Raw genomic sequence first — 11975 nt, 5'->3', positions numbered from 1 at the left:
GATACGAATCTAAATGCTGAATCTATCAATAGAAATAGAGAGGGCTAGAAACCCTCTCATTCCTTACCGAAAATGAGAGAATGCCCCATCACTTCCTTTTGGTGCAAACCAGAATACTCTTTTTATCCCTCGTGTTATAGCTACATATGCCAAACGATATGACTCATCGATCATAGCTTGATCATAACTATATTTGAAGTAGGGAATCTGTTTATAAACTTCATTTCTTAAAATGTGTCCTATATGAGCTTTGCTATCATCAAAGATCACACATACTTCCCCCTGCAAACCTTTAGCTTTATGGATCGTTAAAAAATTTATTCCTTTAATACTGCCATATCTTTCTATATAAAAATCTCTTATTTCTTTAAGTGTATTATTAGTTCGGCTCAAAACTATAATATGAGTTTTATCTTTATGTTTTTGATTTTTTACCATATTTAATTGTTCATAAATTAGCTGAATTGCTTTATTTTTCCATGAATTATCATCTTTTTTATCATCATACCCATAACAATAGACACCATGCTCATCACCATCAGGTTTTCGGCATGATATAGATTCTTTTATGATTTTCCCTTTAACTAAAGCCATCATTTTTTCAGCATCATTAAGAATCGCAGCATCCGAACGATAGTTTTCCATCATAAAAACTGTCTTATGTTTTCCCAATGATTTATGCACAGGGAAAAAATCTGAAAAATTCATGAAAATATCAGGAGAACTGCCTCTCCATGAATATATTGATTGCCAATCATCACCAATAGCCATTATCGTAGGCCTTCGACTTAAAATTGCATTTTCTTTATGTATTGCCCTTAACCAATTAGCTATTTGAGGTGAAATGTCCTGGAATTCATCTACTAATAGATTTTCAAATCTAACATATTTATTTTTGAATAAATCACGTCTTTGCTGCAACACTAACTCATCTGAAAACATTATGAACATTCGATTGAAAGTCATTATGTTATTTTTATGGATAGTCTCTTCAAATAATGGCCAGAATAAAGCCAAAGCCTTGGCGAAATAATACTCAATACCCTTTTCTCGAAAAAGCGTAATATTAGATATTGTCGTAACAACTTCTTTGCCAAGACTTTCAATAAAAGAGCCTTGGTCATATAAAAGTTCAAGTATATTTGTTGAGTTTAACTCACCATGCAACTTGATTGAAAAATTGCTAGGGGATTCGCCAGTTTTAAATGTTCTCAGAAAGTTATTTACTGAGTTTAGTTTGTCATTGCTATTTATAAATATAGAAATTCTATTATTGTATCCAGCAACTATTTTGTTTTTTATAGATATTGCAGTACTTAAAAGTACTTTTTTCTTGGGATCGGTTTCATGAGGATCAAAAGAGTCATTCCCATCAAATAATTTCTTACTCCCAATATTACCTGATAAAAAAACCGGCATTTCATTATGTTCAACATACCCATTAGCATAAAAAATATTTCCATTAACATGAAAGCACTTTACGGGACCAGGCACAATTCCCTCTATAGGCCATTTCCCATCTTTAGACCATAGATCATTAATTTTTTTTGTTAGAGCAAGGTCTCTCTCTGCTGCATAATTAATTAACCAACTTCTTTGCTCTTTTTCATCGGATGAAGAGGATGATGTTATTGAAAAATCAACAAGCTTATCAATACAAATTTTGAATTCCTTGTTATTATTATATAACTCGGTGTAAACGCTTTTCAAAATGTCTATTTGCTCATTGTTTTTTTTGCCTAACGATATTTCCAAGGCAGACTCATTCTCATTTTTATGTTCGCCTAAAAAATCGAAAACACTTATTCCTGGCATTGAGTTCAATGAAAACCTATATATAAGAGAGTGGAATGTGCTGACGAGTGAATTAACAGATTCTTTATCATACCCTTCATCCCAAAAAGTAAATACTTTATTTAACTTTTCACTTAACTCCTCACATGATTTTTTTGTAAATGATATTACTGTAATTTTATTTAATGGAATCTTTAAATAAAAATGCATAAACACTACGCGAAGAATTAGTGTTGTTGATTTACCTGAGCCAGCACCAGCAACAACGCAAGTCGCTGGATGATCTGAAAAAATCATTTCCCACTGAGAGGGGGAAGGTGAACTTATAATTCCAGCTTTAGTTGCAACTCTTACTTTTTCAATCATGAGTTGCTCTAATTCTCTCGTAACGCCAATATTTTCTGGTCCATAAATCGAGTTGTCAATAGCGGACATCGAGAACGTATCGATTTCGCGACGAATGTGATATTTTAACACACCATCATCATGACCTTTACGATAACCCTTATCTTTCCCCTGAGAATATCCTTTCTTGTACGAACGCTGAATTATTATTTTTATTTTTTTATAAAAGAACTTTACGAATATTCTGTCAGTTAATTTCATGTATATCCTTTATCTTAGTAAATATGTTTGAATATTTAGATAGAATAATATTTGTTGTGTGCAGTGTAAACGATTTTAAGTGTAAGAGGGCTTCAATGTTAGGCTATAATCATGGCAGGTAGAATTATATGTGAAAATGAAGCTCCTATCTTTATGGCAGGGGGCACTAACCCATTGCGATTTTACTAAGATCGTTTCAAAAAGTGCATACTTGATGAAAATTGACCTTGATACTTGGTTTGAACCTGGTGGATTATAGTAAACAGGTGCGCGTGATGGTATCAATGATGGTATCATACCCATTGTGGTAATTTTTAATGTCTTAAGATCATGAGGATAGTAGTGATGTGCGAGTCCGGCCTTCGCACCAAGAATGCAAGATTAAGCTACCTACGGGTGGCTTTTTTTGTGTCATTTTTTCCGAATCATATACTCAGCTTATATATCGCTCTGACAAAGCACCAATCATAGGTGCTCCATCTTGTTGAATAAATTACACTAATTAAGTATGTTTAATTTATTGATTCTGAAGTGTATTAAATTTACAGGTCAATTATTATTGTGACTAACTTCGCGTTTTAAAATGGCAACAGATGATTATTCTTTTGATGAGTAATATTATTATCTGTTTTGCTAACTATTTTTATGAATTATTCCTGTCGGATCAGTCTGTTTACGCAGTCAATTTGCAAGGAGCTTGCTTTGAGTCAGTCAGAATACACGTCGATCCTAAAATGTACCCCGTGGCTAGCTAAATTCCTCGCTCGTAGAGGATTGAAGCAACCAGATCATCGTCCGTTATATGAATATCACGCAACGTGTGATGAATATGATGAATTGAAACGGATGTTGCGAGCTATAGGGCTACCCGATGGTTACAAAAGTGATAAAGGGTACGCAGCCTGCTTCACTTTGTTCTGCTCTGAGTGGTACAGAAGGGATTACGAGCGAGATTGTGGATGGTCGTGGGAACCTATTTATAAAACTCTTAGTATATCGCTACCTTCTTCTGAAATGGGGAATATAATCCCTAAAGGCCTGGATGGGTACTGGGGACGTCCAGTGCGGTTCTATGATACTGAAAGGCGGAATTTTTTAGGGTCCTTATTCAGTGAAGGTGGTTTACCTTTCAGGTTGCTAAAGGAATCTGATAGCCGTTTTCAGTCAATGTTTTCTCTCATTTTAAACCAATACGATCAGGCTAAATCTTCTGACATTTCCACGTACGCGTTGGTTCATGCAGCGGTAGAAAAATCATCCCTGCCAGTCGTTTTCAAAGAAGATACTTCAGTTGAGCTTATTAGTCGAATGGCTGAACAGTTAGTATCTCTTGTTCAAATTTATGATTTGAGTAATCATACCGAACCCGTAAAAGAACTTGAGCGTGTTCATCCAAAGTGGCGGGACAGTTTCCCTGTTCCCCTTGAGGATGATACGGGTACCAGTTTCCTTAATGGACTTTTACGAACAGCTTCTACTGAATCAAAACCCCGCCTTCAAAAGAATAAAACCACTCTCTGTCAGTTTTTATGGTCAGAAAATAATCCTGAAGCTGTCCAGGCTCTCATTTCTCTACCTGAGGAGCTGAGCTTTTCAATTGATAGTGAGCCTTCAACAACGCGCTTCGAGCTTGCTATCTATGAAGATGGTAACGAAATCGCAAGTCTGGGCCCTGCTTATGCAACGTTAAGTAACTCCCAGGCAAAAATAAGAGTTCGTAAGCGCGAGATTAAATTTTGCCGAAGAAATCCCGCAGTAAGTTTGTTTATTGTGGCGAGAGCTGGGGGAATGTTTGTCGGCTCCAATCTTTTAGAAGGTAGTGAAGTTGCCGTTGGCGATGTTCCATTGGTTTTTGTTTCTGATAAAAGTGAATGGCTGTTACAGGGACAAGCCTCTTGCAGCGTGCGTGGCAGCCATGTGCTTATCGTACTACCAAAGGATGGTTGTCTGGCTTCGGAACATGAGGATTGTGACTCTGGCTTTTCGGCTTTGGGCTGCCGTGCTCTGACTATCAAAGGTCGGCAGGATATCATTATTGAAGGCGACGAAACGTACCGGATAAAGACAGGAAGAGATCAGATTATTCAGGCTGGGTTCTCTTTCCAGGGAAAGCGGTTGAATTGGACAAGCTACCCGGATGAAGCCTTCCTTGGAATTCCCGGGATTACCAAGAATCCTGAGAATCTCTCAAAGCATCATTATAAACGCTTTTTCAACGGTACGTTTATAGATGATTGCGATGTGCAAGAGAGAATGGGAGCACAGTTTATTTCTGTGCGTAACGAAAGTAATGAAACTTTACTGCGTAAGAAAATAGGTATTCTCCCCAATGATTTTAGCCTGGAAATAAAAAATGGAGAACAGGCAAACGAAGGTTCGGTCATTATTACTACTCAGCATCCTTGTTTGTATCGTTTGAAGGAAAAAACACTTGAAGTTGGACGGGAGCGGCTGCCTGGTAGTACAGAAATAATGATGAAGGCGGAGGGGATTCCTCCTGCATCGATTTCATTACAAGTAACGCCAAACCTCACTGCGGACCCAATTGTTATTTGCTTACCATTTCCTGCACGAGGTTGTCTTGCGTTCGATAAAGACGAGAAGCCTCTTCCTAAAAATTTAACGATTAGCGATCTTCTGGGAGCCAGAGCATACCTTTTCGGAAAAAATGGAGAGCCTACGCGATACCAGCTTGAACTACGTCTACATTCCCGTAGTGGAATGCAGGCTTGGTATGAGTGGCACTATAGTGCGGGAGAAAGTCCGGTAGAGCTTACGTTATACAGCTTAAGGGAACATATTGATAATTTACTCTCACTGGAAGAGGGAATTGATCAAATAGTTGATATGCGTATAGAAGGAGGTGGTAGTTCTTTTACCTGGCAGATTCGACGTTACAAATATAGTCTGGATTATGATCGGGAAAGGCAGGTTCTTTTCGCAAACTCAGTAAGCAATCTTACAGGACAGATCCCTTCGCCCGTAATTATGTTACTCAGCGAACCGGAGAGAAAACCCATACCGCTGATGTCAAGAATGAGCGAAGGCGTACCGGTTGGGGAATTCGAATTAAGTTCGACAATACAAAATAATGGCCCATGGCTGGTGTTGCCAAAACAAGGTGAAGAAGCTTCATTTCGGCCATGCTACATTGCTGGCGAATCAGTAATTCAAAGCGACACGACAACAATACAGTCCTTGCAAAAAGCAACGCAGCTTTTTAATCCCCGGTCGGATGTAAATACAATTACGTTAGTTCTGGAACAAATGGCGAGCGACCCTGCACACTCGGGCTGGCAGTTTTTACGCAATTTATACGATCAGTTTGGATATTTACCTTTGGCTACCTTTGAAGTATGGCGGGCACTTGTTCAGCATCCGCAAGCGTTGGCGATGTCGCTGTTCAAATTTGAAATGTCCATTGATTATCTCAGCCGTATTGAAAGCGAGTTTCCTGTTTTCTGGGAGTTTTTACCTATTACAGAAGTGAAATGTGCCGCCAAACGTTTTCGTACTTTTTTGACTCATAAAGGTGCGCCTGAGGAAATGCAGATAAGGTTGCTGGACAGAATGTATCAGCAGCTGGGCACAGTGTTCCCGACTTATGCCAATGAGGTAAAATTATGGTTGAGTCAAGGGAAATTACCACCGGTTTTTCCGGAGTTGGTGATGAAAGGTATTATCCAAGGGTGGTATCAGGAACTTCTACGCGAACATGGTGAATCTCGCTGGCCAGAATTTGGTGGTCCGGGCCTTTTTCGTTGGTATATATCGCAACAAAATCCGGTTATAGATATTTCACCTGATACTAGTTACCGATATTCCGTCACCTTGCTCCCCGTATTTGCTGCTGCTGTTGCAAGCGGAAAAACAACATTTAGCAGTGTGAATCGCCACAGATAATCTAGACACTTCCGAGCCGTTGATAATACTGGTTTTCATATTCTGTCGGTGACATCTGATCGCTAGAACCATGCCGACGCTTACTGTTATAAAACATTTCGATGTAATCAAAAATATCACTGCGGGCTTCTTCCCGCGTTCCGTAGATCTTTTTCTTTATCCGTTCGCGTTTCAACAACTGGAAAAAGCTTTCTGCAACCGCATTATCATGGCAGTTACCGCGACGGCTCATGCTGCCCTCCAGGCCGTGTGATTTCAGGAAAGACTGCCACTCATGGCTTGTGTACTGACTGCCCTGATCCGAATGAACCAGCACCTGTTTTTGGGGATTACGCCGCCATACAGCCATCAGCAGTGCGTTCAGGACAATGTCCTTTGTCATCCGGGATTGCATGGACCAGCCGATAATTTTGCGTGAGAACAGATCAACAACCACAGCAAGATACAGCCAGCCTTCGTGGGTCCTGATGTAGGTTATGTCTGTTACCCAACGCTCATCAGGAGCATCCGGATTGAACTGTCGCTGGAGCCTGTTGGGCGACACGATACTGGCCTCGCCTTTACGTGCCCGCGGGCTCCGGTATCCGACCTGAGCCTTTATCCCGACACGTTTCATCAGTCGCCAGACTCTGTTCACTCCGCACTGTTGCCCGCTGTCCCGCAGATCCAGATGGATTTTGCGATAACCATAGACGCATCCCGATTCCAGCCAGAACTGTTTAATCTGTCCTGTCAGTCTCAGGTCTGCCTGATGGCGTTGAGAATGCGGCTGCTGAAGCCAGGCGTAAAAACCACTGGGATGAACATCCAGCACCCGACAGAGCAGGCGAACAGGCCAGCAACAGGTGTTGTCACGGATAAAGGCGTACCTCAGTCGGACAGCTTTGCGAAGTACGCCGCGGCTTTTTTTAATATGTCCCGTTCGTCGGTAACCCGCTTCAGCTCTTTCTGGAGACGACGGATCTCGGCCTGAGCATCTGACTGTTCTTTATTAGTGGAAGAATCCGGACCGTACTTCTTTATCCAGGCGTAAAGGCTGTGGGTGGTGATATCGAGACGTGTTGCCACGCTGGCAACAGAATAACCGCGATCAACAACCTGTTTGACTGCTTCAGTTTTAAACTCTTCGGGATAACGCTTACCGCTCATGGGCACCTCTCTTTAAGCCATCTTAAATGACTCTGAGGTGTCTGTTAAACCCGTGGCGATTCACTATCTTCACTCGTTCTTATTTTTGTACCTTCTTCATTAAGACTTTCAATGCCTCAATAGTGAGTGAAGGTTTTTGTCTGTGGATCATGGCATGGCAATTGGGGCAGACAGGACGAAGGTCTTTTACGGGATCCAGTTTGTAGCGCTCCCCAATATCAGACAGCGGTGTAATATGGTGGACGTGAATATAGTCCTTCCCGGTTTCACCATACGTTTCCTCAAAATCCATATTGCACACGCTGCACTGACAGCCGTAGTGATCTATGCATTTGTCTCTCGCCGTTTTACTACGTTCGTATTTGTTAACTTTGATTTGCTTTACGGCACCTTCGTAAAAGGTTTCCGGAACATCATCTGGATAATCGATATTCAATCGGGTGGAAAGCGATTCTGCTTTTTTTATGCCATCTGGTGTGAGCTTCCAGATACCAAGGCCTGATTCTTTAGCATTGTGGAGGTACTTGTAGTCAACAAGCTTTTTCCTTGCCCATTGGACCATGTTGTTCCATTGAGGGCGATTAGTATCATCAGGGAGTAACATGTTCATTTCTTCGTTGGTCAGGCCGAACTCCTTGCCCAACGGCTCGTAACATGAGGAGGAACTTACTTCTCCCCCTCCGTTGTAGATATTTAAAAGCAGAGGGATTTCTATCTCTTTATAACTGGGAAACGACATGTTGATCACCATCAATGGATTAATATTTTTATGTCCTGAAAACTTCTTGTTGATGCCACTCAATAAATTTTTCTTGAGGATAGTCCTCTTTATTTTTTGGAAGATGAATCTGAACTCCTGAAAAGTCCCAAAATAACCTGGAGACAATATTACTTCCATTTACTGCAGACGAAATTCGTACTCGCATACGCTCATCCAGCCCAATCGAACCTTTATCAAAGGCTTTATGGTGGATTGCACACAACGCCAGGCCGTTTGAAATCTCACACGGGCCGCCGTGCTGTTTCCATTTGATATGGGCGGCTTCCAGGGCGACTGAGGTGCTGTCGTGGCGCATATTGAAGCCACAAATGGCGCATTCATAGTTATAAGCACGCAGAACCTGCTGGCGGAACAATGGATCCCGCTGTTTGCGGATTTGCAGGATATCAAATCCCAGTTCATCCGCGATCTCTTCCTGGATGCTTTCGGTGAAGTGCGCCTCGAGGATTTGCTGGGCCAGGGCGTTGATGAGGCTCTTGCTCTTTTTCAGCAGGGCAAAATGCTGTTCATCAAAACCTCCGGTAACGTTGTGCGACACCAGTTCTCCGGCAGGAGGCTGTTTGCTGCTACCGGATGTTGAACAGTGCTCGGCGTTTTGTAGCTCCCAGAACCCATCTCCCTGTAAGCGCCAGAAAGGCATATCCGGGCGGTATTGCGCGCGCTGTGGTCCAAATCGCTCCAGCAGACTATGCAACGGGTCGCGAACTTCCGAACCGTAGTCAAACAGGCGACCGTGACCCTGCTGATAACCGGCCAGCACATGAAGCAGCAGCAGGGGCTTGTGCGGCGCACGCTGCTCGCCTTTACGCCAGATGGTGATGTCGGCAATCGCCTGTTGCAGGGTTTTACTGGAAGTCATTGATTTCATTATCAGGTAAATAATTGCGATGATGCTCGCAAAATATCACCTGATCAAGCAAAGACGGGTTGATGCGCTACCGACATCACTTTTATGTTTTCTGAAAAACACATACGCCATGGCGTTTACCGTTCCCCAAACTGGAGACGCAGGAGTACAATAAGTAAGCAAATTATTGCATATCGAAGGATCTTTGATGGTGAAGGATAACGAGGTATTGGAATTTTTTCGGGGGGAGTTATCTCTCGCGGTAACGTTTACTTTCAAGCTTATCCCGATTGAACTTGATACGCCGCTGCAAGGTTACGCTGAATGGGATGAATTACCGTATGCCATTGAAGATTTTGGAGAGAAATATAACGTTGAGGTTTCAGTCATTGATTTCGAAGCCTATTACCCCAGGGAAAGAGAATCGGTCTATCGAAAGTGGTTTACGAAAGAACCCATCAAACAAGTGTCAAAACCGCTTACTGTGCGTATGTTCGCAGAATCAGCCAGAGCAGGTCACTGGTTATATGATTGACTGTATGCTTACAGAGGATACTGACGCAATTAGATGTTGATTGCATTGACAAAATCTGGAAAATAATTATACGAAGAATAATGGCAGTATCAGTTTACTCAAAAGTTTTGGTGGTGTATCTCGCTGTTTATTAGAGAGGAATGACCTCGTTTGTTCATAAAACGTATGCTTTCACCACCAGCACATTCTTTCTGTGCTGGTGAAATACTCAATGGCAGTTACGAAATTACTCTGTGATTCCAGGCATCCTTATAAATGATATTTCCATCGCAGTGCTTCCATGTAATAGCCTCATATCTTAGCTGAATAGTTTCATTGTGGGTTCCTGTTCCCGAACCGGGGAATAAATTTGGTGTGATTCCTGTCACTTTTACATTTTCTAAAATGATATTGAAGTATTCACTTTCAATACCAACCTCCAGAATTTGATACATTTTTATTGTGGCTGATTTTAATGTCTGGCTTTCACTTAACGCTTTATACAAAAGGGGCGTTGTTTTATCAAACTCCTTCTGTATTGTAATCGGCGCGTGCACACGCGTTCCTGTCAGTCTACCTGTATTTCCATCTACAGGGACAGACAGGTGATGAGTGACTGCTTTCAGTTCAATAGCACCAATGCGTCCAGCGACTTGTGAGCTTCCCATTACGGGGGAGCCATTTGCATCGGTTAACCACAGATAGGCTGGGTTTGACATGATTAGTCCTTATCTATATTTATACGGGAAGGGAAATAAAGCATGATGAGAATCCAAACGAATGTTCCAATAATTTTTATGGGCCAGGGTTCAAGAAAAGCGAAACAGGCGAGGCCTCCTGCGATTAGCAATGGACCGGATAATAGATCAAGAACTCCCCCCATCAGGTGTATCTTTGTTGGTAAGAACCTATTGGCTATAAAGGCGATAATATAAGCGCTTACAACGATGATAATAATGGCAAGGATTTTATCCTGCCATGAATCGAATTCGATGAGAGAAATTAAACAAAGGGTGGCAACATACCCACAAAACAATGAATTTATTATTAGGGTGATAATTTTTTTCATGTTACCAGTCCTTAGACTTACCGTTTAAATGTTCTCCCACTAACTCAATTATTTTTATAAAAGTAGGTTTGCCTTCTGTATATCCAGCATGTATAGCATCAACGAAAGGTTGTACTGCATCAATGAAAAGGAAATAAAGAAGATCGTAGTCATGAGGCCTTAATAACTCGTATATCTCGGGTGCATCTGTACTGAGGCCATCCGATGTCCTGATAGAACGTTCGGTCATACCTCCCAATAAAAGGAAGGTGCTTAACAGTGTTATGGGATTACCTTTACCCTTAAAGACAACATAAGTGAAAGATGTTTTTTCGATAACGGCTTTCGCAATGTTTGAGGCGATTGTATTTGCAATAATCCTTCCTGCTATAGATGTAATAACGGTTCTGTATATTTTATCTTGTGCCTGTTCGGATAAGAAATTGTTAAAAAGATGAAAGATGCGAGAAACAGCATTGACGATATTCTCATAATTTAGAATGTCATTTTTTATGGCTGTCATGATGCGAATACGTTCTGTTTCTCGTTTAAATCTGCTGTCTGTATCAAAGACACCGTAAATCATATATCCATAATCTAAAGGAACAGACAGGCCACCATTGATAAGTCCTGTGACTGTATCAGGTGAAATGATAATGTTATAGATCCTTCTTGCAATGCCTTCTATATCGGCCATGGCAATCCTTTAATAAAATAAGATGGCTAGAAATGAAAGCATGTAAATAACAAAAATAGATGGTGAAATAGTTGACCTGAGTAACAGTTTCTCAAATAACATTAAGAATATCGACATTGGTTATTAATTAGAGATATTAATTCTTGAGCTAAATATTCTAGTGCTGATATAAAAAATCATATGAAAATGCTTCCTCAAAAAAGGCGCCCCGCAGGCGCCTCAATGACAATCACAATTACAATCTCACCCCTTCAACGCTTTCCCCGCAATCACCCCGATAAACTCCAGTACCTGCTTTTGCTTACGCGCGGAGAGCTTTTCCACGGCGCGCAGGGATTTCATCAGTTCTGACTCTTCGGGGTCGGCGGTGCGGGCGGTTAATACGATGCAGCCTTGCATTACGCGAACATCAACGTCGGTGCCGGTATCGAATCCGGCGGCTTTCAGCCACTGGCCCTTCATCACAATGGACGGAAACCGAACGTACTTCACCGGAATACGGCTGTAATCAGGATAACGGCTCGCATAACCCACCTTCAGGCGACGGTTATCTGCGGCGTGGACTTCTGGATCAAACGAAACTGCAATACAATGCGTATCAGTCATGGCTGCTATTCTCTATTAATAGTTGCTGTG

10 protein-coding genes are annotated in these 11975 nt (G+C 41.5%); 2 read left to right on the top strand and 8 right to left on the bottom strand.

Annotated elements, in window-relative coordinates; all coding sequences use genetic code 11:
• Positions 1-63 precede the first annotated feature (63 nt).
• Positions 64-2400, bottom strand: coding sequence for a UvrD-helicase domain-containing protein (locus SK33_RS20525; RefSeq protein ID WP_048219809.1), 2337 nt, complete (start codon positions 2398-2400; stop codon positions 64-66).
• Between the two features lie 702 nt (positions 2401-3102).
• On the opposite strand from SK33_RS20525, the gene SK33_RS20520 reads away from it, so the two are divergent.
• Positions 3103-6303: an STY4851/ECs_5259 family protein gene (locus SK33_RS20520; protein WP_048219978.1), complete on the top strand. Its 3201-nt coding sequence runs from the start codon at positions 3103-3105 to the stop codon at positions 6301-6303.
• 1 nt (position 6304) lies between these two features.
• Here SK33_RS20520 and SK33_RS20515 read toward each other — a convergent pair.
• The 3 genes from SK33_RS20515 to SK33_RS20505 form a co-directional block, all read right to left on the bottom strand.
• Positions 6305-7452, bottom strand: a protein-coding gene (locus SK33_RS20515; RefSeq protein WP_113772681.1) for an IS3 family transposase whose coding sequence is annotated in 2 segments (ribosomal slippage) — positions 6305-7215 and positions 7215-7452 — 1149 coding nt in all. Because the reading frame shifts where the segments join, the coding sequence is not laid out codon by codon here.
• A 79-nt stretch (positions 7453-7531) separates the two neighbouring features.
• On the bottom strand, positions 7532-8254 hold the full coding sequence (locus SK33_RS20510) for a winged helix-turn-helix domain-containing protein (protein ID WP_247751700.1): 723 nt from the start codon (positions 8252-8254) through the stop codon (positions 7532-7534).
• A complete protein-coding gene (locus tag SK33_RS20505; RefSeq protein ID WP_048219805.1) occupies positions 8220-9092 on the bottom strand; it encodes a phosphorothioated DNA-binding restriction endonuclease in 873 nt (290 codons plus the stop codon). The genes SK33_RS20510 and SK33_RS20505 overlap by 35 nt, the downstream gene beginning before the upstream one ends.
• Positions 9093-9288: 196 nt before the next feature.
• Between SK33_RS20505 and SK33_RS20500 the strand changes: the two genes are divergently transcribed.
• On the top strand, positions 9289-9615 hold the full coding sequence (locus SK33_RS20500; RefSeq protein ID WP_040230261.1) for a DUF1493 family protein: 327 nt from the start codon (positions 9289-9291) through the stop codon (positions 9613-9615).
• A gap of 218 nt (positions 9616-9833) precedes the next feature.
• Here the strand turns inward: SK33_RS20500 and SK33_RS20495 are convergent, their stop codons facing one another.
• From SK33_RS20495 to symE, 4 genes are all read right to left on the bottom strand, one after another.
• Positions 9834-10313, bottom strand: coding sequence for an Hcp family type VI secretion system effector (locus SK33_RS20495; RefSeq protein ID WP_048219803.1), 480 nt, complete (start codon positions 10311-10313; stop codon positions 9834-9836).
• Positions 10314-10315: 2 nt separating this feature from the next.
• Complete coding sequence (locus SK33_RS20490) at positions 10316-10663, bottom strand: hypothetical protein (RefSeq protein ID WP_048219801.1); 348 nt, start codon at positions 10661-10663, stop codon at positions 10316-10318.
• Between the two features lies 1 nt (position 10664).
• A complete protein-coding gene (locus SK33_RS20485) occupies positions 10665-11339 on the bottom strand; it encodes a hypothetical protein (RefSeq protein ID WP_048219800.1) in 675 nt (224 codons plus the stop codon).
• 243 nt (positions 11340-11582) lie between these two features.
• Positions 11583-11945 carry an endoribonuclease SymE gene (symE, locus tag SK33_RS20480; RefSeq protein ID WP_048219798.1) on the bottom strand — a complete coding sequence of 121 codons (363 nt, stop codon included), beginning with the start codon at positions 11943-11945 and terminating at the stop codon, positions 11583-11585.
• Between the last annotated feature and the right edge of the window lie 30 nt (positions 11946-11975).

Origin of the sequence: Citrobacter sp. MGH103 (assembly GCF_001034475.2) — a bacterium.
GTDB classification, from domain to species: domain Bacteria; phylum Pseudomonadota; class Gammaproteobacteria; order Enterobacterales; family Enterobacteriaceae; genus Citrobacter; species Citrobacter freundii.
This window is presented reverse-complemented; position numbering and strand designations above follow the sequence as displayed.

Coding starts and splice junctions, on each gene's coding strand:
- SK33_RS20525 (WP_048219809.1), bottom strand. CDS start 2,400: ATGAAATTAACTGACAGAATATTCGTAAAGTTCTTTTATAAAAAAATA.
- SK33_RS20505 (WP_048219805.1), bottom strand. CDS start 9,092: ATGACTTCCAGTAAAACCCTGCAACAGGCGATTGCCGACATCACCATC.
- SK33_RS20500 (WP_040230261.1), top strand. CDS start 9,289: ATGGTGAAGGATAACGAGGTATTGGAATTTTTTCGGGGGGAGTTATCT.
- SK33_RS20495 (WP_048219803.1), bottom strand. CDS start 10,313: ATGTCAAACCCAGCCTATCTGTGGTTAACCGATGCAAATGGCTCCCCC.
- SK33_RS20490 (WP_048219801.1), bottom strand. CDS start 10,663: ATGAAAAAAATTATCACCCTAATAATAAATTCATTGTTTTGTGGGTAT.
- SK33_RS20485 (WP_048219800.1), bottom strand. CDS start 11,339: ATGGCCGATATAGAAGGCATTGCAAGAAGGATCTATAACATTATCATT.
- symE (WP_048219798.1), bottom strand. CDS start 11,945: ATGACTGATACGCATTGTATTGCAGTTTCGTTTGATCCAGAAGTCCAC.